Raw genomic sequence first — 24,183 nt, 5'->3', positions numbered from 1 at the left:
GTGCCCGGTCACCACGGGGTGACCGGAGGCTTCACCCAGAGCAGTTTCTCGTCCGTGTGTTGCCGCGCCGCTGCCGGGTGGTCCGGTCGGTGCGCGGCCCAGTGGGCTTTCTCGTCCAGCAGTTGCGCCACCGAATGCCAGGTCTCCTCAGTGCTGGGCGGATTGGCTCCTGCCGCCCGGGCGAGCTTGCGCCGCACCGTGGTCGGCATGTCGAGCAGTTCGGAACCCGAGATGTCCCGGTCCCACAGATATCCGGCCAGCTGTCGTGCCTTGGCGGCCCGACCGGCCTCCGCGGCCGGGGAATGTGCGTAATCGGCCATGAGCAAGTGTAGAAGATCCTCGGAAAGCGGTAGCCGGAGAACAGTATTCGCCCCCGCCACTCCGCATGCGGTGGGGACACCCGAGACGGGAAATGCGCGGTGCCGCCCATATCGGACGGCACCGCGCACCCACCTCATTGTGGTCCCCGCTGATTCAGCGGGTCTCCGCCACCGTGCGTCGTTGCGCGGCGCGGACGATCTGCAAGGCCCTGGGTTCATCGCCCGGGACAACTCCGTCCCGGCTCCGGATGTCCGGGACCCCTCATCGTGGTCTCGTCATCCGGGAGTCCGCCGGCGCATCATTGCGCCACCCTGTCGATCCTGGAGTTGTAGTGCCGGCATCGGGGAGAGCCCGGAAGTTTTCCGGGCCATCGTGCCCCGCAGTCCTGATCCAGCAGTTCCGCACACATACGGGCGCCCACCGGCCTTCCGCTCCCTGCCCCCTTCCCCCGATACCGATGGTCCACATCCGTGGTCGGGGCCCGCCCCGGTTCTGGAGCGACGTAGCGAAGGAGCGCAGCGACTGAGCGAAGGAGTGAAGAACCGGGGTTAATAGGGCCCCGACCCCGCGGCGCCGGAGGCGCCGCCGATAACTCAGTAGGCGCCGTTGACGTTGTCCATGGAGCCGTACCGGTGGAAGGCGTAGTTGCAGGCCGCCGCGATGTTGGAGACCGGGTTCCACACGTCGAACGCGGTGCCGGGCACGTGGTAGGCGGCGAAGGTGGGGTCGATCACCTGGAGCAGGCCCTTGGACGGGATGCCCATGATGGCGTTGGAGTCCCACAGGTTGATGGCCGCCGGGTCGCCCGAGGACTCGCGCAGGATGTTGCGCCTGATCCCTTCGTAGCTGCCGGGGATGCCGTTCTTGGCCAGAATGTCCCTGGCTTCCTGGATCCAGCCGTCGAGGTTGTTGGGGTAGGCCGGGGCGGGGGCAGGCATGGGCGCGGGCAGCGCTGCGGGGGCCGGGGCCGGGGCAGGTGCCGCTTCGGGAGCGGGGGCCGGGATGGGCGCGGCTTCGGGGGCGGGCGCCGCGATGGCGGCGGCCTCGGCGATGGGCGCGGCGGCGGGCTGCTGCTCGGCGACGGTGGCGACCCGGCTGGGGGAGCTGTCGTCGGCCATGGAGACCGCGGAGGAGGCGGTTACGGCGACGATGCCGGCGGTGGCGAGGGCGAAGCCGATGGCTTCACGCTTGGTACGGCGGCGCAGGCTGGTGAAACGGTGGGAAGACATGATCGGATTCGGTTCCTTGTCGGGTCTCGGGATCCGGCCCGGTTCGGGCAGCACGGATCTTCGGCGCGGGCGAGTGGCTCGCTGCCGGAAAATATGACTGTGCTGTTGTCGGGTTCTTTTGTGTGACACCGAACGCAGGCTGGTCCGGGTCCGGATGGCGCTTATCGCGGTTATCGGGTGGTTTCCCGGTCCGTCGCGCCCGCAGGAACTCCACACTGTGGTGAAGTCGAGTGGACTCGAGTTCGACTATCGCGATACCGTTTGTGGTTGTCGCGCCGGCGAGTTTTCGCGGTTGTTTCCAACCCTGTGTCCACAACATCGCGGACTAGCCGAACTTCAGGTCGTTTCTGACCGGATCTCAGAATGGTCACAGCAGGTGAACAGAAGGTAAACGGAGCCTGAGAAAACAGTAAGTGCGATCTTGAAGTACGAAATGAACGGGTTGCACCATTGTTGCGACCTGGGGAAATGGTTCTAAACGTGTTGTGGCGGAGGACACAAAATTTCTGATCGGTAACGGTGGATTCAGCTGCTCGTGATGGTTCCGTGATCGGTGAGCGCGATGGTGGCGGCACCGCGGCCGGCACCGGGAGACCTCGGTTTTTCGGGCCCATATCCGCTTCGAGGGTGGAAGCGCGCGGGGGCGTAATGGTGTGATGAGGTCCTGCAGGCCCAGCGGCCGGGTCGCCGCCGGGCCGGACCGATATCGGAAAGAGAGCCCGCGATGTACTCGACGACGAGTTATCCGCAGCTGTTCACCCCGCTCGAACTCGGGAGCACCACACTGCGCAACAGGGTGGTCATGGGATCGATGCACACCGGTCTGGAGGACCGGGCCTGGGACGCCAACCGGTTGGCCGCCTATTTCGCCGAGCGCGCGCGCGGCGGCGTCGGCCTGATCATCACCGGTGGTTACGCGCCCAATCGCACCGGCTGGCTGCTGCCCTTCGGCGCGAAACTGACCAACCGCACCGAGGCCTATCGGCATCGGACCATCACCCGCGCGGTGCACGAGGCCGGGGGAAAGATCGCACTGCAGATCCTGCACGCGGGGCGCTACGCCTACGTCCCCGGCAGTGTGTCCGCCTCGTCGATCAAGGCACCGATCAATCCGTTCCGCCCGCGCGCGCTGTCGGATCGCGGAATTCGGCGGACTATCGACGATTACGTACGCTGCGCCGAACTCGCCCGTTTCGCGGGATACGACGGTGTCGAGATCATGGGCGGGGAGGGCTATTTCATCAATCAATTCCTGGCCCCGCGGACGAATAAACGTAACGACCGCTGGGGTGGGTCTGCGGAGAACCGCCGCCGTCTCGCACTGGAGATCGTTCAGCGCACCCGCGCGGCGGTCGGTCCCGACTTTCTGATCGTATTCCGTTTGTCGATGGCGGAATTGGTGGAGAACGGTCAGACATTCGAGGAGATCCTCGCTCTGGCCCGGGAACTGGAAACAGCGGGCGTCAGTATTCTCAATACCGATATCGGCTGGCACGAGGCGCGGGTGCCGACCATCGTGACCTCCGTACCGCGCGCGGCCTTCGTCGAATTCACCGCGAAGGTCACCGCGGCGGTGGGGATCCCGGTATGCGCGTCGAACCGTATCAATATGCCCGAGATCGCCGAGGAGATCCTGACCCGCGGCGATGCCCAGCTGATCTCCCTGGCCAGGCCGTTGCTGGCCGACCCGGAATGGGCGGACAAGGCCGCCACCGGACGCACCGACGAGATCAACACCTGCATCGCCTGCAACCAGGCCTGTCTCGACCACGCCTTCCAACACCGCACCGTGTCGTGCCTGCTGAACCCGCGGGCCGGGCGGGAAACCGAACTCACGCTGCTGCCCACCCGGCGCGCGAAGACGATCGCGGTGGTGGGGGCCGGTCCGGCCGGTCTGTCGGCGGCGGTGAACCTCGCCGAGCGCGGTCACCGGGTGGATCTGTTCGAGGCCCTGGACCGGATCGGTGGACAGTTCGATATCGCGCGCCGGATTCCGGGAAAAGAGGAATTCGACGAGTCGATTCGCTATTTCACCCGCAAACTCGAACTCACCGGTGTGCAAGTACATCTGAACACCCGCGTCACCGCGGCCGAACTCGTCGACCGGCGTTACGACGAAGTCGTCCTGGCGACGGGAGTCCGGCCGCGGATCCCCGATATTCCGGGTATCGACCATCCGATGGTGCTCTCGTACGCGGAACTGGTGCGGGACGGGCGACAGGTGGGCAAGCGGGTCGCGGTGATCGGTGCGGGCGGGATCGGGTTCGACGTGAGCGAATATCTGATCGTCGACGGGCACCCCACGCTGAAACCGGACGAGTGGCGCCAGGAATGGGGTGTCGACCCCGACGACGAACAGGTTCGGGGCCAGTTGCGGGAAGCTCGTCCGTCACCCGCGGTGCGTGAAGTCGTCCTGCTGCAGCGCAAGGACACGTCGTTCGGGAAAGGACTCGGCAGAACCACCGGCTGGGTTCATCGCGCGGCGCTGAAGGCCAAGGGGGTGGAGCAGCTCGGTGGCGTGAACTACGAGCGGATCGACGACGAGGGCCTGCACATCAGCTTCGGTCCGAAGCGCGAGCGGCCCCGGGTGCTCGGGGTCGACAATGTGATCGTCTGTGCCGGACAGGAATCGGTGCGCGAACTCGAATCGGAACTCACCGCGGCGGGTGTGCCGATCCATCTGATCGGCGGTGCGGAGCTGGCCGCGGAACTCGATGCGAAACGTGCCATCGAACAGGGCACCCGGCTGGCGGCTCGACTGTGAGGTCCGGGCCGGTTCGCGCGGGATACTCCGCGTGAACCGGCCCGGAGAGCCTAATAATCTGTTTTACGGTCTTGCGGTGCGCGGTAAGGTGGCGGCTTTGTGTCCGCGCAACACAGGGGGTGACCATGCCGGCCACTGTGCTCGATCTCCGGGGCACGGCCGGTGTCTACCGGCGGTTGCTGGTGGCCGGTTTCCGCCGGCAATGGCATTACAAGCTGGCGATGTTCGCGGGGCTGTTCACCAATTGCGTATTCGGTTTCGTCCGCGCGTCGGTGATGGTGGCCGCGATCGGCGCCACGGGCGGGTTCGCGGGATACGACGCGGGCAGTATCGGCGCCTACGTCTGGATCTCGCAGGGCCTGCTCGGTGCGATGCAGTTCATGGCCGCGGAAATCGAACTGGCCGAACGGGTCCGCACCGGTGATATCGCCATCGACTTCCTGCGTCCGGTCGATGTGCAGCTGGGCAATCTCGCCGCCGATCTCGGCCGGGCACTGTGCACGCTGATCCCGCGCGGTATCCCGAGCCTGCTGATCGGCTCACTCACCTTCGGGCTGGTGCTGCCCACCGCCCCCGGGCCCTATCTGCTCGGCGCGCTCAGCATCCTGTTGGCCGCCGCGATCTCGTACCTGTCGCTGTTCGCATTGACGATGATCGGCTTCTGGGTCGTGGAGACACGCGGATTCCGATCGCTCTATCAGACCGCGGGGACCTTCCTGGCCGGACTTTTCGTACCGGTGCACATCTTCCCGGACTGGTTGCGCGCCATCGCCGAGTCGACGCCGTTCCCGTCGATGCTGCAGGTGCCGGTGGATGTGCTCTCCGGCCGGGCCACCGGGTGGGATGCGGCTGCGCTGGTGGGCACGCAGATCTTCTGGCTGCTCGTGGTGGGTGCGCTCGGGCGGGTCATGCTGGCGGCCGGCCGGCGAAAGCTGGAGGTGCAGGGTGGTTGAGACCACGGTCCGGCCGCCGGAACGACGTGCCGCGGCCAACTCCCGCTTCGGACCCTACGCAGCGGTCCTGCGGTCCCGGATTCGGGCGCAGCGGGTCTACCGGCTGTCCTTCGCCAGCGATGCGGCGGGCGCCACCATGGTCGGGCTCGTCGAGTTCGCCGAGGTGTGGGTGTTGTTCAACCAGGCGAAAGTATTGGGCGGCCTGGACCTCGATGCCGCGCTGCTGCTGTTCGGCCTGAGCAATCTGGCTTTCGCACTGGCCCAGCTGATGTGCGGCCACCTGGACAAACTCCCCGGCCTCATCCGCCTCGGCATGCTCGATATCTATCATTTGCGCCCGCAACCGGTGTTGCTGCAATTGATCACCAGCGACTTCTCGCTGCGCAGGCTGGCCCGGGCCACGGTCGCACTGGTCGTGCTCGTCACCGGCCTGGTGCGCAACGATATCGGCTGGTCGGTGCACACTGTCGGGTTGATCGTGCTGACGGTGGTGTGTGCGACCGTTCTCTTCGCCGGGTTGTTCGTTGTGGCCGCCGGCTGTCAGTTCTTCCTCATCGACGGTGCGGAACTGACCAACAGCTTCACCTACGGAGGTTCCTTCGCGGCGACACAACCCGCGTCGGTCTTCCCGACTCCGTTGAAATTACTGTTCTGCCTCGCGATACCGGTGGCTTTCACCGCGTATTTCCCGACGCTGGCTCTGCTCGGCCTGCCGGGTCCGGCCGGATTCCCGTCCTGGCTCGCCTGGTGGTCGCCGATGGCAGCGGCGTGGGTATGGGTGCTGGCCTGGGGGATGTGGCGGTTCGGGACGAGGCACTATCAGAGCGGCGGTGGCTGAAATGGATGACCGGGGTGCGGTGGGGGACGAAACGATCGTCGAGGTGGTCGGGCTGACCCGGCAGTTCACCCGCCGGACCGGGAAGGGGCTGCGCGCGCGACGTGAGGTGGTCACCGCGGTGGACGCGATGACCTTCCGGATCGAGCGGGGCGCGGCGGTCGGCTATATCGGCGCCAACGGTGCCGGTAAATCCACCACTATCAAAATGCTCACCGGCATCCTGGTCCCGACTTCCGGCTCGGTGCGCACCTGCGGACTGGAGCCCATCCGGCAGCGCCGGGAGCTGGCGAGCCGGATCGGGGTGGTCTTCGGGCAGCGATCGCAGCTGTGGTGGGATCTACCGCTGCGGGAATCGTTCACGATCTTGGCCGCTATACACCGGCTCGAACCCGAAGCCGGGCGGTCGCGCACCGCGGAGTTGGTCGAGCAGTTGGAAATGGCCGATACGCTCGACATCCCGGTCCGGCAGCTGTCGCTGGGGCAGCGGATGCGTGCCGAGGTCGCGGCGGCCCTGCTGCATTCCCCGGAGTTGATCATCCTGGACGAACCCACCATCGGCCTGGACGTGCTCTCCAAACAGCGGCTGCGGGAATTCCTGCGTGCCGAGCGAGCCGAACGCGGCACCACCCTTGTCCTGACAACGCACGATATGGGTGATATCGAGCGACTCTGCGACCGGGTGCTGGTGGTGGATCACGGACGATTGGCCTACGACGGTTCGCTGCCGGGTCTGGGCGCGACGGTCGGTGTGGAGCGGATGCTGGTCGTGGACCTCACCGGACCCACCCCGGCCCTCGACGGGTTGTCCGGCGCGGAGCTGGTCTCCTACGAGGCGGACGGTATGCGGCAGCGGCTGGCCTTCGACGCCGAGACGACCACCGCGGCGCAGTTGCTGGCCGAAGTCTCGGCGCGCGCCGAGGTACGCGACCTCTCGATCGAGGAACCCGATATCGAGGACATCGTGCGGCGGCTCTACGAGACCGCTCGCTGAAAACAAACGGTGCCGGGCCCCCCAGTGGGGGACCCGGCACCGGCTCGTCTCCGACGGACGTCACGCCTGAGCGTTGCCTGCTTTCCACTCGGACCACGGGACGTTCCAGTCACCCAGGCCGTCGACTCCGGACAGTACGGAACCGACCGTATTGGTCACGATGGCGATATCGCCGCGTTTGGCCGTGTTGTAGACCCACCGGGCGTCTTCGGGGCTGAGATTCAAGCACCCGTGGCTGGTGTTGGTATTGCCCTGCGCGCCCAGCGACCACGGGGCCGAATGGAAGAAGATCCCGCTGTAGGACATCCGGGTGGCCCAGTCCACATCGGTGCGGTACCCGGCGGGTGAGTTCACCGCGACGCCGTAGGTGGAGGAGTCCATGACGATGTGCTCGTGCCGGTCGGCCAGGATGTACACCCCGTTGTCGGTGGGGGTGTCGTCCTTACCCATCGAGGTCGGCATCGTGCGGATGACCTGGCCGTTCTTCTCGACCGTGACCATCTTCGTATTGTCGTCGGCCTTGAAGACCACCGCGTCGCCGATGACGAAGTTCGAGTGGATGTCGTCCTGGCCGTAGAGCCCGTTGCCCAGGTCCTTGCCGTATACGTTCACATCGATCGTCACCTTGGTGCCGGCATTCCAGAAATGCTCGGGCCGCCAGCGGACCTCGCGGTTGTTCACCCAGTAGAACGCACCCTCCACCGGCGGGTCGGTCTTGATGGTGATGGCGTCCTGCGCGGCCTTGCGGTCGGGGATGTTCTCGTCGAACTGGACCGCGACCGGCTGGCCGATACCGACGACCTCGCCTTCACCCGGCACCAGGTACGGCTTGGTGACATTGCCGGGCGCCGTTGTGGTGAAGCTCATACCCGCGGTGGAAGCGCCGCCCAGTCCGTTGGCCCGGGCCTGCAGCCGATAGGTCTTGCTGTAGCCCAAGGGCTCGGTGGTCGACCAGCTGCGGCCGTCGGCCGCGAGCTGCCCGACCACCGGCTGATCATCCGGGTTGAGCAGGGCCACATCGGTGAAAAGACCGTCGGTGATCTCGAACTTCATCCCCGCGGCCGGTGAGACACCGATATCGCCGTCCTTGACGGGAGCCACGAGCTTGGGCTTGATCAGCTCGGTGAGGGGATTGCGGTCGATGGCGACCGTCCCGTCCGAGGCTTCGGAGGACGAACAACCGGTCAGCACCATCGCGACCAATGTGACCAGGACCAGCGGTCCGAGTATCCAACGGACCGGCCCACGCCGATCACCTGTACGCATATCAACCCCGTTTCAAGTCCCGGCGCACCCGCTTCGCGCCGATGGCTTCGGATCCGACCGATTCGCTCACCTCGACCCACGGCGGCGGGATCGGTCGAGACCACGTCCAACTATTCTGCCAGCCGTGTGGGGGTGATCCCAACCGCCGATGATGACGTCCGGCGCCACTGGCCCACCTGGACATAGGCTTCCGCGCGCCTTCCGTTACGGGTGTCGGCCGGGTCACACCCGTCCGACCCACTATCGATTTCACTTCTGCGGTCCGAGCCTGTTAATGTCTGTCCCGCACCGATCGACGGGGCACGCGCCATTAGCTCAATTGGCAGAGCAGCTGACTCTTAATCAGCGGGTTCGGGGTTCGAGTCCCTGATGGCGCACTTCGAGTCGAAAGACATTACGACTATAGGGTTTGCGTTCGGCACCCGTACATTCAACTGCCCCATACGTGATCAACCCGCTATCTTGTCGTACTTCGACCGTGGCTCCGGCCCGGTCATCGGCCCCTCGGCCGTAGCCCGCCCTGTCTGCCACGAATCCATTAGGGTGCGCGGTATGAGCGAGGCGAACGCGCGGGTGGGGCGCGGGCAGGTGGTCGCGTGGGGACTGTGGGACTGGGGGTCCGCCGCGTTCAACGCCGTGATCATCACCTTCGTCTTCGCCGTGTATCTCACCGACAGCGTGGGCGACGATCTGCCGGGCGGTATCGCCGCCAGCGCCTGGCTGGGGTGGGCGCTCGGACTCGCCGGGTTGATCGTCGCGGTCACCGCGCCGGTCACCGGTCAGCGTTTCGACGCGACCGCGAGCCGCAAGCGTTCGCTCGGGATCATGACCGGTGTCGTCGTGGTTCTGACGGCGGCGATGTTCTTCGTCCGGGACGAGTACACCTACCTGTGGCTCGGGTTGGTGTTGCTCGCGCTGGGGTCGGTTTTCTTCGAGCTCGCGACCGTGCCGTACAACGCGATGCTGCGCCAGGTGTCCACCCCCGAGACGCTGGGCCGGGTCTCCGGATTCGGCTGGGCCATGGGTTACTTCGGCGGGATCGTCCTGCTGCTGATCTGCTACTTCGGGTTCATCGCCGGCGATGGACCGGAGCGGGGGTTGCTCGGTGTCGCCACCGAGGGCGGGTTGAACATTCGGTTGGTCGTGCTGCTGGCCGCCGTCTGGTTCGCCGTCTTCGCCCTGCCGGTGCTGTTCGCGGTCCCGGAGGTGCCCCGCACCCGGGCCGATCCCGGGGCGGCGAGCGCGGGCCTGCTGGGTTCCTATCGGGTGCTGTGGCGGGATCTGCGTGAGCTGTGGGCGCTGGATCGCACCGTCATCTGGTTTCTGCTCGCCAGCGCCGTGTTCCGGGACGGCTTGGCCGGTGTTTTCGCCTTCGGCGCGGTGCTGGCCGTGAAGGTGTACGGGATCAGCGACTCCGATGTACTGCTGTTCGGTATCGCGGCCAATGTCGCGGCGGCGCTGGGTGCGATCGTGGCCGGCCGGTTCGACGATACTGTCGGGCCGAAACGCGTGATCGCGGTATCGCTGCTGGCGTCGGTGGTGTGTGGGGCGATGTTGCTGGTGGTGTCGGGGGCCACCATGTTCTGGATCTTCGGCCTGGCCCTGACGTTGTTCGTCGGTCCCGCGCAGGCCTCGGCGCGGTCCTTCCTCGCCCGTTTGACGCCACCCGGGCGGGAGGGGCAGTTGTTCGGGCTCTACACCACCACCGGGCGGGCCGCCTCGTTTCTGGCACCTACCTTGTTCGGTCTGTTCGTCTGGGCTTTCGGGACCGATCGCGCCGGTATCGGGGGCCTGCTGGTGGTGTTGGGGGCCGGGCTCGTCGCTCTGCTGTTCGTCCCGGCTCCGGACGTCTCGGGGAGTAAGGAGCCGGCACACACATCCGTCGGGTGAGGCGATGCCGAGCCGGTGTGTGTTCAGGGCTTCCAGGCCCCCATCCCGAGGGCGACGAGTCGGATCTGCTGAATGGTGCGGTCGATGACCGGTTGTTCCTCGCGCGGGGTCGCGCCCACATAGTCGGCGATGCCGTCGATCACTGTCGCGACCAGCAGGTCGGCCGCCACCTCCAGATTGCCCGGTGACCAGTCGTCCAGTGCCGGAATACGGGACAGGTCGGCCACCAGTTCGCGCACGATCAGTTGTAATTCCAGTGCGATCGCCGAACGCAGCGCCGGACTGCCACCGCGCTGCTCACGGATCAGGAACCCGTACAGCTCCCGTTTCCGGCCGACCTCGCCGAACACGAAACGCACCGTCTCCGAGAGCCGGGCGTCGGGTGTTCGCCGCAGTTGCCGCAACGCCAATCGCAAGGCCTGGACGCCTTCGTCCACCAGGGTGGCGCCGAGGTCGTCCAGTGAGTCGAAATGCCGATAGAAGGCCGTCGGGACGATACCGGCCGAGCGGGCGATCTCGCGCAGGCTCAGTGCGCCGAAACCGCGTTCGGCGGCCAGCGCCAGCGTGCCGACGAGTAGGGCCTGCCGGGTGCGCTCCTTGCGCTCGACGCGGCTCGCTCCCTGATCCGTCATTTCAGTGAGCATACAGCCGTTCACCATTTGCCCTTCTCCTTTTTGTTGTCCGCGTCACACCTGTTCCTGGTTGACAGTTCCGGCGGGGCATCCGGCACACTAGTTGAGTGTACAGTCGTACACCGAAATGAGTTCAAGCTCGTGACGTGACCGACAGACAGGGACGGAGAACTCCCATGGTGGCCCTCCTCGATCTGGTACAGACTCTGACCACTCCGCATCCGGTGGACCGATACCTGGAACTGGTGCGCCCGATGCTCACCGTCCGCGATATGCGGGCCCGGATCATCTCGGTGGACCGCTCGGTCCCGGGAACGATCTCGCTGAGCCTGCGCCCGACCCGGCAGTGGGACGGGTTGCGCGCCGGTCAGTTCCTGCAGCTGGGCGTGGTGATCGAAGGGGTGCGGCATCTGCGCTGCTACTCGCCGGTGAACTCCCAGCACGACCGCCGGCGTCGGCTCGATCTCACCCTCCGCGTCCATCCACACGGTCTGGTGTCGCGGTATCTGCACGAACACGCCCGCCCCGGCATGATCGTGGACCTCGAACCGGCGTCCGGGGTGTTCCACCTCCCGGACCACCGGCCCGCGCGAGTCCTGCTGATCAGCGGGGGCAGCGGCATCACGCCCGTGCTGTCCATGCTGCGCACCCTCGTCGACGAGGGATATTCCGGTGACGTGGTATTCCTGCACTACGCACGGTCACCCGAACTGGTGCCACATCATGCGGAACTCGCCGAAATCGCTGCCGCCCATCCGAATATCGCCGTCGAGATGCGGTACCCGGAACGAGACGGCCGAGGTTTCGATCACGACGAGCTCGTGCGGGTGGCTCCCTGGTTCGCCGAAGCGCAGACCTACCTGTGCGGACCGCCGCCACTGATGGAGTCGGTTCGTGACGTCTATTCCGGCGCGGACCTGAGTGAACGCCTGCACACCGAGGAGTTCGTGGCTTCCACCGTCGCGGTGGACAGCGCCGAGGTGGACGGGACCACCACCTTCTCCGCCAGCGGGGTAACCGCGGAGAACGCCGGAGCCTCGCTGCTCGAGCAGGCCGAGGGCGCCGGACTGCGCCCGGAGTTCGGTTGCCGGATGGGGATCTGCTTCTCGTGCACTTCGGTCCGGCGCAGCGGGTGCACCCGCAACCTGCGTACCGGCGAACTGGAGGCCGACCCCGACCAGCCCATCCAACTCTGTGTCCAGGCCGCCGTCGGCGACGTGGACATCGAAATCTGACATCTGAGACGAAGGGGAGAAACAGATGACCATTCTCACCGAGACCAAGGACGGACCGCTGGTCCTCTCGCCCGACCAGGTCGAGGAGATCGGCCGGGCCCTCGACGAACTGCGCGCCCGTGTGGTCGCCGATCTGGGCGAACGCGACCGCGAGTACATCTACGACATCATCAAGGCGCAGCGTGGTTTCGAGATCGCCGGGCGCGGACTGATGTATCTGGGCTTCCTGCCACCGTTCTGGCTGGCGGGTGTGGCGGCGCTGAGCGTGTCGAAGATCCTCGACAATATGGAGATCGGCCACAACGTCATGCACGGCCAGTACGACTGGATGCGGGAACCGGGCCTCAACTCGCGGGTCTTCGAATGGGACAACGTCTGCCCCGGGGACCAGTGGAAGCATTCCCACAACTACATGCACCACACCTACACCAACATCCACGGTCGCGATCGGGATATCGGTTACGGCGTGCTGCGCATCGACGAGGGACAGGACTGGAACCCGTACTACCTGGGCAACCCGGTGTACGCCTTCCTGCTGATGGTGTTCTTCGAATGGGGCGTGATGCTGCACGACCTCGAGGCGGACAACATCGTCAAGGGCAAGCGCAGCTGGTCGGACCTCAAACCGCTGATCAAGGGTCAACTACGTAAATCGGGCCGGCAGGTCCTCAAGGACTATGTGGCCTTCCCGCTGCTGACCGGTCCGCTCTTCCTCTCGACCCTGGCCGGGAACGCGACGGCCAACCTGGTGCGCAACGTATGGGCGTACTCGATCATATTCTGTGGTCATTTCCCTTCCGGTGTGCAGACGTTCACCGAAGAGGAGACCGCTGAGGAAACCCGCGGCGAATGGTATGTCCGGCAGATGCTCGGCTCGGCCAATATCTCCGGTAGCCCGCTGTTCCACATCATGTCCGGAAACCTCTCGCACCAGATCGAGCACCACCTGTTCCCGGATCTGCCGGCCAACCGGTACCCGCAGATAGCGCCGGAGGTCCGCGCACTGTGCGAGAAGTTCGGGCTGCCCTACAACACCGGACCGCTCGGTAAGCAGATCGGCTCGGTGTGGGCGAAGATCTTCCAGCTCGCTCTCCCGCCCCGGGTGCAGGAGTCCCGGCTGGCCAAGTTCCTGCCCGCTGCGCTGCGGAAACAGCCCACGTCCGGTGTTATCGTGATGCGTCAGCAGAGTCCAACCGAAGCGGGCGTGTGATGATCGGCAAATTCGAGGCCAACAAGGATCTGATCCAGGAACTCACCTCGTCGGGCGCGCGCCGGGTCGGCAATATCGCCGGGATCATCACGGGCACGGTTTCGGAGGTGACCCGCGAGATCGGCGAGTGGATCACCGACGCCATCGAGATGAACGAGGCCGCCGCCGCAGCCCGGCGTGACGCCGCCGCGACCGAGGGACGCGAAGATCCGGCCGGTGTGCGGGACGACGTCTCCGGGTCCGCACCGGTTCAGGAATCCGGGGTCGTAACGGCCGCCGATATCGTCGACGCCGAGACCGTCGATCCCGGACCCTCCGGCAGTCGGTACTGATCCGATCCGGGAACCGCTCGGTGGGACAACTCACATCGGGCGGTTATCCATGGGCTAGCCTCTGGTCGTGCCCGCCTACATCTCCTCACCGGAGCTGACCTTCGGCTTCTTCTTCGCGTTGGAGGATCCCGAGCGGATCGCCGAGGTGGTTCGCGACCTGATGGAGCGCAAGACCGTATCGGTCTTCCGGCTGGCCCGGTTGTCCGACGATGACGGGCCACCGGAGCGCTATGTCGTGAACTGGGCGGCCATCCCGCAGATATCCATCACCACCACCGCACCCGACGAGGCGGAACTGCGAGCCGAGCGGGTGATGCTCGTCAACGCGTTCCTCGGCGACGCGGGCGAGGTGCGGTTGTATTCGGCCCAGGGGCAGGCCCCGCAGTAACCCGGCCGCGGCCGGCCCGTATCCGTCCACCCTGTCTCTGCGATCCCCGTGACTGGTAGTGATCCGTCGTTATCGAACTGTAGCCTTGTGCGTGGGTTCCTGAACGAGCGATGGGTGACTGAGGAGTGGACGCAGTGGAGAACGTGATACGGCTGCTGATCGTATTCGGGGGCACGCTGATAGTGACCATCGCGATCGGCTGGGCCATCGACCGCGGGCTCCGGTACTGGTCGGCCAGGCACCCGAAGACCACCATCCCGAGCCTGTTGCGACGGGTCCAGTTGCCGCTGCAATTGTTCCTGGGTTTCGCGGCGCTGCGTATCACGTACCCGCTGGCCGAACTCGACCTCCGGCAGGACGTGGTGATACTCAGCGTGCTGGCCACCATGGTCACCATGTCGGCGGTCTGGCTGGTCGTCCGGATAGCCGACGCGGTGGCCGACGGCCTGCTCAACAGTTACTCCCGCCGCGCCCGTGATCCCCGCCGGGTACGCCAGCTGAACACCCAGTTCACCCTGATCCGCCGGATCACAACCGCGATTCTGGCGGTCGCGACCGCGGCTATCGCCATGCTGATCCTGTTCCCGGGGCTGCGCGTACTGGGTACCTCGCTGCTCGCCTCGGCCGGCATCATCGGCATCATCGCCGGTGTGGCCGCCCAATCCACTCTCAGCAACCTGATGGCCGGTTTGCAGATCGCCTTCGGTGATTCGGTGAAGATCGGTGACACGGTCGTGGTCGAGGGTGAGATGGGCACCGTCGAGGAGATCTCCCTGTCCTTCCTCACGGTCCGTATCTGGGACGATCGCCGGCTGACGATGCCGGTGTCGTACTTCAACAGCAAGCCCTACGAGAATTGGTCGCGGGGCGGCCCGGAACTCACCGGCACCGTATTCCTGCATCTGGACCACAGCACCCCGGTATCCGATCTGCGGGAACATCTCTACGAATACCTGAGCGACCACCCCGATTGGGACGGCCGCAGCTGGAATCTGCTGGTGACCGACAGCACCCCCACCGGTATCGAGGTCCGGGCATCGATGACCGGTCGTGATTCGGATGCGGTGTGGTCGCTGCGCTGTGCTGTTCGCGAAGAACTGATCAGTTGGCTGAACGCGCAGCATCCGGGCGCCTTGCCGCGCCTCGCCGCGCTGGACGGCTTCGAGAAGACTCCGGCCAGGTAGGGCGCGCCGGCGGCCGCAGCCGGAGGCTGGTTCGGCAGTCGATTGATCTCGATGCCGTGTCGGTACGGCGGGATGAACACGAAAAAGTGTGTGATACCTCACAATTGAGGGGCGGTCGAGCCGGTTGGGTCGGCCGGACCAGCACCCTCTAAGGAGCGTTGATCACGATGCCTGCTCCCGCCGAATACCCGGTCCGAGTCCGCGGCGATCTGGACCCCGCGCTATCGCGCTGGATGTGGATCGTGAAATGGTTTCTCGCCATTCCGCACTACATAGTCCTGTTCTTCCTGCACATCGGTTACGCGGTGGTCACGGTGATCGCGTTCTTCGCGATCCTGTTCACCGGCAAGTACCCCCGCGCCCTGTTCGACTACAGCGTCGGCGTCATCCGGTGGACCTGGCGCGTGAGCTACTACGCCTGGTCGCCTGCCGGGACCGACAGGTATCCGCCGTTCTCGCTGTCGGCCGACGACGACTATCCGGCGGATCTGGCCGTCGACTATCCGCCGACTCTGCGTCGCGGCCTGGTGCTGGTGAAATGGTGGCTGCTGGCGATTCCGCACTACCTGATCATCGGCGGGATGACCGGTGCCGCCTGGCTGGTCGATTTCGACGACGCCGGCACCACCGCGAGCGCCGCGGGTATTCCGCTGATCGGCGTTCTCACCTTCGTCGCCCTGGTCGGCCTGCTCTTCGCCGCTCGCTATTCGCAAGGGTTGTTCGATTTCGTGATGGGGATCAACAGGTGGATGCTGCGGGTGCAGACCTACGCTTCGCTGCTACGCGACGAGTACCCGCCGTTCCGATTGGATCAGGGTGCCCGGGATGAGGTTGCGCCCGTGATCGATACGAGCGAACCCGAAGTCTGAGACTGCTACCGGCCCGATGAAAAAGCCCGAGGACCGGTAGGTCCTCGGGCTCTTCAGGGTGAGTGACGGGACTCGAACCCGCGACATCCAGGATCACAACCTGGTGCTCTACCAACTGAACTACACTCACCATTGCCGGTTACGCACCGGCGGCCTAGATAGTAGCGCGTCCACCCCTCGGCAAGCCAATCGGATATCGGTGTGCCGGTTCTTCTACCTATGCCGAGTTGCTCCCGGCCTGGTCGGACCCGCTGTCGGAACCGGCACTCAATTCGGTGGCGATCGCGGAGATCTCCGCGGTCGAGGGCCCGGGCGCGGGTACGAACGCGGTACGCCGGTAGTACGCGAGTTCCCGGATCGATTCCTTGATATCGGCGAGCGCCCGATGGGCCAGGCCCTTCTCCGGCTGGCCGAAATAGATACGCGGATACCAGCGGCGGCACAACTCCTTGATCGAGCTGACGTCGATCATCCGGTAGTGCAGATGCCCGTCCAGTTCCGGCATGTCCCGGGCGATGAAACCACGGTCGGTGGCGATGGAGTTACCGGCCAGCGGCACCATACGAGCAGTGGGCGCGTACTGCTTCACATAGTCGAGCACCTGCCGCTCGGCCTCGGCGAGGGTGACCGTGGACTGCCGCACCTCTTCGGTGAGCCCGGACCGTGCGTGCATATCGGCGACCACCTCGGGCATCGCGGCGAGCGCCTCGTCGTCGGCGTGGATCACAATGTCCACCCCGTCACCGAGAACGTTCAGATCGCTGTCCGTCACCAGGGCGGCCACCTCGATCAGCTTGTCGGTGACCAGGTCGAGCCCGGTCATCTCGCAATCCATCCACACCACTAATTTGTCCGACACTCGCACCACCCTAATCAGCCGCCCCGCTCATCTGGCGCAATCGCCACCCCCGCTGTGTGGAAAGCTCACCGGAGCGGCGGTATCAGCCGCCGAGCTTCTTGTAGAAGGCGCCCGCGATCGGAGCCGTGACCGCCCGCGGGCCGTAGTTGCCCGCGGTGCTCATACCCTTGCCGATCAGGCCGGGTACCACCCGCATCTTGTTCCGGGCCAGCGCGTCGATCGAGATACGGGCCGTGTACTCGGCGGACACCCAGAGGAAGTCCGGGACCATCCGGTCGACCAGCGAGGCGTCGGCGGGGTCGGGTGCCTCGGTGCGTACGGGTCCAGGGGCGAGCAGGGTGATGTGTACCCCGGAACCCTTCAGTTCCCCTCGCAGTGACTCGGCGAAGGTGTTGGCGAACGCCTTGCTCGCCGCATACGTGGTGTTGTTCGGGATAGGCATGTTCCCGGCCGCCGATCCGCTCACCAGGACGCCTCCGGAACGCCGTGTCAGCATCGCGGGCAGAACGGCCAGGGTCAGATCGTGGACGGCGACGGCGTTCAGCTCCAGTTGGTCGCGTTCGTAGGCCGGATCCAGGCCGGCTATGGGCCCGAAGGTCGCGATTCCCGCGTTGTTGCAGAGGATGGAGATATCGCGTCCGGCGAGTTCCTCGGTGAGCGGAGCGCGCTGTTCCCGATCCGCGAGATCGACCGCGCGGACCTCGGCGGTGATGCCGTGGTCGCGGGTCAGCCGACCGGCCAGGTCGTCGAGGATCTCACCGCGGCGCGCGACCAGGATGAGCGAATGACCCCGCCGGGCCAGTTCGGTGGCCAGTGCGGTTCCGATTCCGGACGAAGCTCCGGTGACCACGGCGCGGCTGTCGGCGGTAGGCGAAGGCAAACCCATTCCCGACACCCTAGATGGCGCTGCCGGGCACAGCCCCTTCGCAGCTCGCACGGCAGGAGAGTATGCGGAGGTACGCCGAGGCTCCGGGGTGGGCGCTGTGTGTGTTTGGGGCTCGTTCCAAGGGGGTACACCCACTCCGACTGGCTCGAACAGCTCAGTCGGGTGGGTGGAGCGCCCCCGGCAGGAATCGAACCTGCGACCTAGGGATTAGAAGGCCCTTGCTCTATCCAACTGAGCTACGGAGGCAGTGGTTCCACCATGGCGGACAACGGCCGCGCTGTCCAGCTGAAAAGTGTAGCGATCGACCAGATCGTTTGTTTTGGGCTGCCCGGAAACAGCCCCGTCGGGCCGGACAGTGCCCACCGAACTACTCTCGAACCTATGTCGTCAGCCCAGGCCCCCGCCGCCGAACCTGTTACCGAGGCCGGTCGGCCCGGCGGTTCGGCGGCCGTGTCGGCCGTGCTGACCGTGCTCGCCGCAGCGCTCGCGGCAGTGGTATCGATGCTGGTGGTGGGCTTGTCGGCCGCCCAGGCGCTGAGTCTGCTGGGTATTCCGGACCCCGGCCCGCTGACCACCTATGGCCTGCCCGCGATCCGGGCGCTGTCGGATCTGTTCGCGGCGTTCACTGTGGGGGCACTGCTGTTCGCGGCGTTCCTGGCGCCCCCGCAGCGCAGCGGGCTCCTCGACGCCGGCGGTTATCGGGCGGTGCGCCGGGCATCCGGCCTGGCGGTGGCGTGGGCGGTGTGCGCCGCGCTGCTGGTGCCGTTGACCGTGTCCGACAGCACCGGACGCCCGGTCACCGAGGTTCTCGCTCCCCAGGACCTGTGGGGTGTCGCCGACGAGATCGAACTGGCGGGCACCTGGCGGCTGACCGCGATCGCGGCGCTCGTGCTGGCGATCGCCTGCCGGCTCGTGTTGCGCTGGGGCTGGACCCCGGTGCTGTTCGCGGGCTCGATCGCGGTGATGATGCCGCTGGCGCTGACCGGACATTCCGCATCGGGCGGCGCCCATGACGTGGCGACCAACAGTCTGATCCTGCATCTGATCGCGGCGGCGGTCTGGGTCGGCGGACTCGCCGCGCTGCTCGTGCACGCGCTGCGTGACGGTACTCATACCGCTCTCGCGGCCGAGCGGTTCTCCGCGGTGGCCCTGATCTCTTTCGTGGTGCTCGCGATCAGCGGTGTCGCCAACTCTTGGGTACGGGTGCCGGTCGACGAATTGTTCACCAGCACCTATGGGCGGTTGGTGCTGGCCAAGGCCGCTGCGTTGGTGGTTCTCGGTGTCGTCGGCTGGTGGCAGCGGCGCGCGGCGCTCCCGGCGCTGGCCGCCGACCCCGACGACCGGCGGGCGCTGGCCAGGTTCGCGAGTGTGGAACTGCTCGTGTTCGCCGCGACCATGGGACTGGCGGTCGGGCTCGGCCGTACCCCGCCACCGGCACCCACCAGCGTGCCCACCCCGATGGAGGTCGAGCTCGGCTACAACCTGGACGGGCCCCCCACCGTGGCGCGACTGCTCTTCGACTGGCGATTCGACCTGATATTCGGCACGCTCGCCATCGTGCTGGCGGTGCTGTATCTGCTGGGCGTCCGGCGGTTGCGGGCGCGCGGTGACGTCTGGCCGATCGGCCGGACGGTCGCGTGGCTGCTCGGTTGCGCGGTCCTGCTGTTCACGACGTCATCGGGGGTCGGCCGGTACGCGCCCGCCATGTTCAGTGTGCACATGGGCGCGCATATGGCCCTGTCGATGCTGACACCGATCCTGCTGGCCCTGGGCGGCGTGGTGACGCTCGCGTTGCGTGCGCTACCCCCGGCGGGCCGCGACGGTGCTCCCGGTTTACGGGAATGGATCCTCGCGGCCGTGCACAATCCGGTCTCCCGCTTCCTCACTCATCCGATCGTCGCCTCGGTACTCTTCGTGGCCGGTTTCTATGCCCTGTACCTCGGCGGCGTCTTCGACAGCTATGCCGATTCACATACCGCGCACCTGCTGATGAACGTGCACTTCCTGCTCAGCGGTTACCTCTTCTACTGGGTGGTGATCGGGATCGATCCCAAACCGCGCCGAGTGGAGCCGCTCACCAGACTGGCGATGGTGTTCGGATCGCTGCCGTTCCACGCCTTCTTCGGTGTCGTGCTGATGGGTATGAGCACGGTGCTCGCCGGATGGTTCTACCGCAGCCTCGACCTCGGCTGGCACGTCGATCTGCTGGGCGATCAGCGCACCGGAGGGAGTCTGGCCTGGGCGACCGGCGAGGTTCCGCTGGTCGTGGTGATGCTGGCGCTGCTGATCCAGTGGTCGCGCAGCGACGCGCGGCTGGCCCGGCGCACCGACCGCGCCGCGGAACGCGACGACAACGCGGAACTCGCCGCGCACAACGCCATGTTCGCCGAATTGGCCAAGCGAGATCGGGCAGATAGGTAGATGACCGAGCAGAGAATCCCGCTGACACCTGTGCAACCGCTCCGGCGTATCTACCGTTCGGATGTGCGGGCGGCGCGTCGGCGCCTGACCGGCCGTATTCGCAAGACCCCGGTTTTCCACACCGCTGTACCGGGGCCGTCCGGTCCCGTCCCGGTCACTCTGAAGCTCGAGTATCTGCAGCACGGTGGCACGTTCAAGGTGCGGGGCAGCTACAACGCGCTGTTGTCGGAACGGGTGTGCCCCGAACATGTGGTGATCGCCTCGGGCGGAAACGCGGGAATCGCGGCGGCCCTCGCGGCGGCCGGGATGGGCAAGACCTGCACGGTGGTCGTCCCGGAATCGGCGCCGCACACCAAGGTCGCCGCCATGTGGTCGCACGGCGCGGAGGTGCGTTGGCACGGAACCACGTACGCCGAAGCCTACGATCACGCCTGCGAGATCACCGCCGAACGCGGGGCGTTGCAATTGCACGCCTATGATCTGCCTGCTGTGGTTGCCGGGGCCGGGGTGATCGAACTGGAGATCGAGGAACAGGTGCGCGGTCGACCGCCGATTCTCGTCGCGGTCGGCGGTGGGGGGCTGATCGGCGGGATCGCGGCGGCGGGCGGGCGGCGGCGCGAAATCGTCGGTGTCGAACCCGAGGGGATTCCGACGCTGAACTCCGCGCTGGCCGCCGGGAAACCCGTTGATGTGGGGGTATCCAGCATCACGGCCGACGCGCTGGGTGCGTCCCGGATCGGCGAGATCGCCCTCGACGTGGCCCGGCGCTACGGCGTGCAGTCGGTATTGGTGACCGACGACGCGATCACCGATGCCCGGGACTATCTGTGGCGGGAGTTCCGGATCGTCGTCGAACTGTCCGGTGCTGTGGCGCTGGCAGCGATTCTGAGCGGTGTCTACGTACCGCGCGAGGGGGAACGGCCGGTGGTCGTGCTGTGCGGAGCGAATACGGAACTGCCGGTGCTCTGACGCGCATCGAACAGGGTGATCCGGAGGCAGATCGCAACCTCCGCCCGTCGTCGGCGCATGCGTCCCGGTAGCACGGTGCCTACACTGATGCGGGTGCAGCAATCCCTCGCGACAGTCTTCGTCGGTCGCGACGCCGAGGTCGCGACCCTGGTCTCGTGTGGGCGTACCGCGGTCGCGGGGCGCGGAGCCGTCGCCTTGGTGGAAGGCGAAGCCGGCATCGGGAAGACGACGCTGCTCGGTGCCGCTGCGCAACAGTTCGCGGAGCTCGGGCTGCAGGTGCGCGCCAGCTCGGCAGGGGAACTGCAGCAGGACGTCCCGTTCGCGGCGGTGGCGGGTTGGCTCGCGACCGGGGATGTGCCCGGCGCCGATTCCGATCCGATCCGGATGTTGCTCGACGGTGGTGATCAGGCCGGAGACGCCGCGGCCACACACGAATTCGCACTCGCCGAACTGCTGCTCGAACAGGTCGGCTCGTGGTGCGCCGACCAGCCTGTCGCACTGTTGCTCGACGACGTCCACTGGTCGGACCGGTCCAGTCTGGCCGTTCTGCACCGCCTGTCGACGCTCGCCGATCGGCTGCCACTGGTCCTGGTGCTGGCGACCCGCCCCTTCACAGCGGACCCGGCTTTCGCGGTATTGACGGCCACATTGACCGCCTGTGCGGCCTCCACCGTCCGGCTCGGCGCGCTGCCAGATGCGGCGGCGGCCACCATGGTGCGGGAGATGGTCGGCTCGGCGCCACCGCCGGCGCTGCTGCGCCAAATCGCCGGAGCGTCGGGTCATCCGCTGCACATCACGGAACTGGTCGCCACCTCGTTGCTGGACGCCGGCGAGAAGTCCGGCGGCGGCTCTCGGGCCGGGGGTTCGCTGGCCGAAGCGATCTGGCGGCGGGTCGATTCGCTGTCGCGTCCGACGCGCGACCTGCTGCCGATGGCCGCCGCGCTCGGGCCCAAGGTCGATGTCGCGGAACTGGCCGCTGTCCTGGATTGCCACTTCATGGAAGTGTGGAGCGCGGTCGCCGAGGCGACGGACGCCGGGCTGCTCACCATGGTCGATTCCGAACTCGCCTTCCGGCACGACCTGATCCGGCACGTCCTGGCCGACCGGTTACCGTTTTCGCTGCGGTCCGATCTACTTCGCCGTGCCGGGCTGGTCCTGCAGACGACCGGGGCACCGATCGAACGCGTCGCCTACTACCTGACGATCGGCGGGCGTGACCTCGATCCGACGAGCCTGCAATGGCTGCTCTCGGTTGCCGACGCGCTGATCGTGCGGGCGCCGGAACTGGCGATGCGACTGCTGACCCGAATAGTCGACACTGCCGGGTTCGATACGGTCACCCGTGCGGCACTGATCCGGATGCGGACCCGTGCCCTGCTGTGGAACGGCCGGTCCGAACAGGCCGAAGCCACACTGCGCGTCGCGTTGCGGCACCGGCCCGAGCACGCCGACGACCCGGGTCTGCGCTGGCTGCTGGCCCATGTGTGTCATGCCCAGGGTCGTTTGGCCGAGGCCGTCGACGTCGCCGAGACCGCGCTCGCCACTCTGGATCTCGGCGAATCCGACGCAGCCCGGTTCCTGGGGCTGTGCGCTCTGGACAGTTTCTTCCTCGAGCGGTTCGCCGGAGCCGAACAGGCCGGTCGGCGCGCGGTCGACCTCGGTCGGCAGTCGGGCAATTCCCTGGCCACCGGATACGGTCTGATGGCGCTCGGCGCGGTGCGCTACACCCAGGGTTATCTCGACGAAGCGCTGGAGATCAGTACCGAGGCCCTCAGGGTTCTGCAGGACGGCGCCGGATCGGACCAGATCGATCCCTACATGCTCTACGCACACTGCCTGATCGAGCTCGATCGGCCGGTCGCCGCGCTGGAGGCATTGCGGACCGCGATCGGGCACAACCGCCGGACCCGCGGCGTGTACCTGGCCCCCAACCTCATGGCCGAAGCGCGGCTGTTCCTGCTGAACGGCCGCTGGGACGATGCGATCGAGGCCTGCCGAGTGTGCCTGGAGGCAACCGATGTACTCGGCTACGCGCCGCTCGCACACAGCGTGATGGCTCTGATCGGGCTCCACCGCGGGGCGCAGGTGCCCGGTGATGTGCTCGACCCGGACGATCGGCTCGGGACCGCCGGCCACGGGCACATGCGGCCGTGGGTCGCTGCCCTCGTGCTCGAGACCCGCGGGAACCCGGAACCGGCGCTACGGTTGCTCGTCGAGACCCATACGAACCTGGCCGACGGTATGAGCGCCTCGACGTTGCACTACATAATTCCCGATATCGCCCGGCTGGCCTTCGACGCCGGCGACGAGGAGGCGCTGCGCGGGGCGCTGTCGGCCGCGCAGGGACTGGTGGCGAAACAGTCCACCGCGTCGCGGACCGGTATCGCATATCTGTGCCGCGGGCTGGCCGAACACGATCCGGAGGCACTCTTCGCCGCTGCGCGCGAGTTCGCGCGCAGCGACTGGCCGCTCTACGAGGCCCAGGCCTTCGAGAATGCCGCGATCGTATTGGCCGCGGGGGGTCGTGGCGCCGACGCCCGGGATGCGCTCGAATCCGCTGTTCAGCTGTACTCCCGGCTGGGAGCGTCGTGGGATACCGCCCGGGCCGTGGCGCGGGTTCGCAGGTACGGGATCCGCCGGGGCGTGCGCGGGCCGCGCAACCGCCCGAAAACGGGCTGGGCATCGCTCACCGATACCGAACGCGCCGTGGCGGTTCAAGTGGCCGAGGGCAGTTCGAACGCGGATATCGCGGCGCAGATGTTCCTGTCGCGCCGCACCGTCCAATCCCATGTGTCCAGCATCCTCGCCAAACTCGGGGTGCGCTCACGGCGGGAGATCGCCGCCGCCATGCCCACGACCACACGGTGAATCCGGCGCATCGGGTCCGCGCTCTTTCCACAAGTTCACAGGTGCGCCGAAGTTGTCCACAGATTCGATTCGACTCCA

At 66.6% G+C, this 24,183-nt stretch carries 20 protein-coding genes and 3 tRNA genes; 15 read left to right on the top strand and 8 right to left on the bottom strand.

Annotated elements, in window-relative coordinates:
• Positions 1–8: 8 nt before the first annotated feature.
• Both OG405_RS20375 and OG405_RS20370 read right to left on the bottom strand, forming a co-directional pair.
• Positions 9–320: a hypothetical protein gene (locus OG405_RS20375; protein WP_327148066.1), complete on the bottom strand. Its 312-nt coding sequence runs from the start codon at positions 318–320 to the stop codon at positions 9–11.
• A gap of 594 nt (positions 321–914) precedes the next feature.
• A complete protein-coding gene (locus tag OG405_RS20370; protein WP_327148065.1) occupies positions 915–1,550 on the bottom strand; it encodes a transglycosylase SLT domain-containing protein in 636 nt (211 codons plus the stop codon).
• 724 nt (positions 1,551–2,274) lie between these two features.
• On the opposite strand from OG405_RS20370, the gene OG405_RS20365 reads away from it, so the two are divergent.
• The 4 genes from OG405_RS20365 (at position 2,275) to OG405_RS20350 (ending at position 7,096) form a co-directional block, all read left to right on the top strand.
• Positions 2,275–4,314, top strand: a complete 2,040-nt coding sequence (locus OG405_RS20365; protein WP_327148064.1) for an NADPH-dependent 2,4-dienoyl-CoA reductase — start codon at positions 2,275–2,277, stop codon at positions 4,312–4,314.
• 125 nt (positions 4,315–4,439) lie between these two features.
• Positions 4,440–5,267 (top strand): ABC transporter permease, encoded by an 828-nt coding sequence (locus tag OG405_RS20360; RefSeq protein WP_327148063.1) that lies wholly within the window; start codon positions 4,440–4,442, stop codon positions 5,265–5,267.
• Positions 5,260–6,105: an ABC transporter permease gene (locus OG405_RS20355; RefSeq protein WP_327148062.1), complete on the top strand. Its 846-nt coding sequence runs from the start codon at positions 5,260–5,262 to the stop codon at positions 6,103–6,105. Before OG405_RS20360 ends, OG405_RS20355 begins: the two co-directional genes overlap by 8 nt.
• 1 nt (position 6,106) lies before the next feature.
• The gene (locus tag OG405_RS20350; protein ID WP_327152424.1) at positions 6,107–7,096 is read left to right on the top strand and encodes an ABC transporter ATP-binding protein; all 990 of its coding nucleotides are present in this window, start codon (positions 6,107–6,109) and stop codon (positions 7,094–7,096) included.
• Between the two features lie 60 nt (positions 7,097–7,156).
• Here OG405_RS20350 and OG405_RS20345 read toward each other — a convergent pair whose 3' ends face one another.
• Complete coding sequence (locus OG405_RS20345; protein ID WP_327148061.1) at positions 7,157–8,362, bottom strand: L,D-transpeptidase; 1,206 nt, start codon at positions 8,360–8,362, stop codon at positions 7,157–7,159.
• Positions 8,363–8,666: 304 nt separating this feature from the next.
• Between OG405_RS20345 and OG405_RS20340 the strand changes: the two genes are divergently transcribed.
• Together OG405_RS20340 and OG405_RS20335 are read left to right on the top strand one after the other, a co-directional pair.
• Positions 8,667–8,739, top strand: a tRNA-Lys gene (locus OG405_RS20340).
• Positions 8,740–8,914: 175 nt separating this feature from the next.
• Positions 8,915–10,252, top strand: a complete 1,338-nt coding sequence (locus OG405_RS20335; RefSeq protein ID WP_327148060.1) for an MFS transporter — start codon at positions 8,915–8,917, stop codon at positions 10,250–10,252.
• 23 nt (positions 10,253–10,275) lie between these two features.
• Here OG405_RS20335 and OG405_RS20330 read toward each other — a convergent pair whose 3' ends face one another.
• Positions 10,276–10,884, bottom strand: a complete 609-nt coding sequence (locus OG405_RS20330; RefSeq protein ID WP_327148059.1) for a TetR family transcriptional regulator — start codon at positions 10,882–10,884, stop codon at positions 10,276–10,278.
• A gap of 176 nt (positions 10,885–11,060) precedes the next feature.
• Between OG405_RS20330 and OG405_RS20325 the strand changes: the two genes are divergently transcribed.
• The 6 genes from OG405_RS20325 to OG405_RS20300 all read left to right on the top strand — a co-directional run bounded on the left by OG405_RS20325 (position 11,061) and on the right by OG405_RS20300 (position 16,102).
• Positions 11,061–12,119, top strand: coding sequence for a ferredoxin reductase (locus OG405_RS20325; RefSeq protein ID WP_327148058.1), 1,059 nt, complete (start codon positions 11,061–11,063; stop codon positions 12,117–12,119).
• 25 nt (positions 12,120–12,144) lie between these two features.
• Entirely contained in the window at positions 12,145–13,329 is a 1,185-nt protein-coding gene (locus tag OG405_RS20320; RefSeq protein WP_327148057.1) for a fatty acid desaturase family protein, read from the top strand.
• Positions 13,329–13,661 carry a hypothetical protein gene (locus OG405_RS20315; RefSeq protein ID WP_327148056.1) on the top strand — a complete coding sequence of 111 codons (333 nt, stop codon included), beginning with the start codon at positions 13,329–13,331 and terminating at the stop codon, positions 13,659–13,661. The genes OG405_RS20320 and OG405_RS20315 overlap by 1 nt, the downstream gene beginning before the upstream one ends.
• 67 nt (positions 13,662–13,728) lie before the next feature.
• Positions 13,729–14,049 (top strand): hypothetical protein, encoded by a 321-nt coding sequence (locus tag OG405_RS20310; protein ID WP_327148055.1) that lies wholly within the window; start codon positions 13,729–13,731, stop codon positions 14,047–14,049.
• A 134-nt stretch (positions 14,050–14,183) separates the two neighbouring features.
• The gene (locus OG405_RS20305; protein ID WP_327148054.1) at positions 14,184–15,233 is read left to right on the top strand and encodes a mechanosensitive ion channel family protein; all 1,050 of its coding nucleotides are present in this window, start codon (positions 14,184–14,186) and stop codon (positions 15,231–15,233) included.
• A gap of 167 nt (positions 15,234–15,400) precedes the next feature.
• On the top strand, positions 15,401–16,102 hold the full coding sequence (locus OG405_RS20300) for a DUF4389 domain-containing protein (protein ID WP_327148053.1): 702 nt from the start codon (positions 15,401–15,403) through the stop codon (positions 16,100–16,102).
• A 57-nt stretch (positions 16,103–16,159) separates the two neighbouring features.
• Here OG405_RS20300 and OG405_RS20295 read toward each other — a convergent pair.
• The 4 genes from OG405_RS20295 to OG405_RS20280 all read right to left on the bottom strand — a co-directional run bounded on the left by OG405_RS20295 (position 16,160) and on the right by OG405_RS20280 (position 18,093).
• Positions 16,160–16,232 (bottom strand) — tRNA-His (locus tag OG405_RS20295).
• Between the two features lie 87 nt (positions 16,233–16,319).
• Positions 16,320–16,961 (bottom strand): oligoribonuclease, encoded by a 642-nt coding sequence (gene orn / locus OG405_RS20290; protein WP_327148052.1) that lies wholly within the window; start codon positions 16,959–16,961, stop codon positions 16,320–16,322.
• A gap of 82 nt (positions 16,962–17,043) precedes the next feature.
• On the bottom strand, positions 17,044–17,847 hold the full coding sequence (gene cmrA / locus OG405_RS20285) for a mycolate reductase (protein WP_327148051.1): 804 nt from the start codon (positions 17,845–17,847) through the stop codon (positions 17,044–17,046).
• Between the two features lie 172 nt (positions 17,848–18,019).
• Positions 18,020–18,093: transfer RNA gene (locus OG405_RS20280), tRNA-Arg, on the bottom strand.
• 135 nt (positions 18,094–18,228) lie between these two features.
• On the opposite strand from OG405_RS20280, the gene OG405_RS20275 reads away from it, so the two are divergent.
• The 3 genes from OG405_RS20275 to OG405_RS20265 all read left to right on the top strand — a co-directional run bounded on the left by OG405_RS20275 (position 18,229) and on the right by OG405_RS20265 (position 24,105).
• The gene (locus OG405_RS20275; RefSeq protein ID WP_327148050.1) at positions 18,229–20,268 is read left to right on the top strand and encodes a cytochrome c oxidase assembly protein; all 2,040 of its coding nucleotides are present in this window, start codon (positions 18,229–18,231) and stop codon (positions 20,266–20,268) included.
• The gene (locus tag OG405_RS20270) at positions 20,269–21,237 is read left to right on the top strand and encodes a threonine/serine dehydratase (RefSeq protein ID WP_327148049.1); all 969 of its coding nucleotides are present in this window, start codon (positions 20,269–20,271) and stop codon (positions 21,235–21,237) included.
• 93 nt (positions 21,238–21,330) lie between these two features.
• Entirely contained in the window at positions 21,331–24,105 is a 2,775-nt protein-coding gene (locus tag OG405_RS20265; protein ID WP_327148048.1) for an ATP-binding protein, read from the top strand.
• Positions 24,106–24,183: the final 78 nt, after the last annotated feature.

This window comes from Nocardia sp. NBC_01329, from assembly GCF_035956715.1.
Lineage (GTDB): Bacteria > Actinomycetota > Actinomycetes > Mycobacteriales > Mycobacteriaceae > Nocardia.
The sequence above is the reverse complement of the archived record's forward strand: the minus strand, read 5'-3'. Positions and strand labels throughout refer to the sequence as shown.

Coding starts and splice junctions, on each gene's coding strand:
- OG405_RS20370 (WP_327148065.1), bottom strand. CDS start 1,550: ATGTCTTCCCACCGTTTCACCAGCCTGCGCCGCCGTACCAAGCGTGAA.
- OG405_RS20315 (WP_327148056.1), top strand. CDS start 13,329: ATGATCGGCAAATTCGAGGCCAACAAGGATCTGATCCAGGAACTCACC.
- OG405_RS20365 (WP_327148064.1), top strand. CDS start 2,275: ATGTACTCGACGACGAGTTATCCGCAGCTGTTCACCCCGCTCGAACTC.
- cmrA (WP_327148051.1), bottom strand. CDS start 17,847: ATGGGTTTGCCTTCGCCTACCGCCGACAGCCGCGCCGTGGTCACCGGA.
- OG405_RS20325 (WP_327148058.1), top strand. CDS start 11,061: ATGGTGGCCCTCCTCGATCTGGTACAGACTCTGACCACTCCGCATCCG.
- OG405_RS20335 (WP_327148060.1), top strand. CDS start 8,915: ATGAGCGAGGCGAACGCGCGGGTGGGGCGCGGGCAGGTGGTCGCGTGG.
- OG405_RS20375 (WP_327148066.1), bottom strand. CDS start 320: ATGGCCGATTACGCACATTCCCCGGCCGCGGAGGCCGGTCGGGCCGCC.
- OG405_RS20330 (WP_327148059.1), bottom strand. CDS start 10,884: ATGACGGATCAGGGAGCGAGCCGCGTCGAGCGCAAGGAGCGCACCCGG.
- OG405_RS20350 (WP_327152424.1), top strand. CDS start 6,107: ATGGATGACCGGGGTGCGGTGGGGGACGAAACGATCGTCGAGGTGGTC.
- OG405_RS20275 (WP_327148050.1), top strand. CDS start 18,229: ATGTCGTCAGCCCAGGCCCCCGCCGCCGAACCTGTTACCGAGGCCGGT.
- OG405_RS20360 (WP_327148063.1), top strand. CDS start 4,440: ATGCCGGCCACTGTGCTCGATCTCCGGGGCACGGCCGGTGTCTACCGG.
- OG405_RS20300 (WP_327148053.1), top strand. CDS start 15,401: ATGCCTGCTCCCGCCGAATACCCGGTCCGAGTCCGCGGCGATCTGGAC.
- OG405_RS20270 (WP_327148049.1), top strand. CDS start 20,269: ATGACCGAGCAGAGAATCCCGCTGACACCTGTGCAACCGCTCCGGCGT.
- OG405_RS20320 (WP_327148057.1), top strand. CDS start 12,145: ATGACCATTCTCACCGAGACCAAGGACGGACCGCTGGTCCTCTCGCCC.
- OG405_RS20345 (WP_327148061.1), bottom strand. CDS start 8,362: ATGCGTACAGGTGATCGGCGTGGGCCGGTCCGTTGGATACTCGGACCG.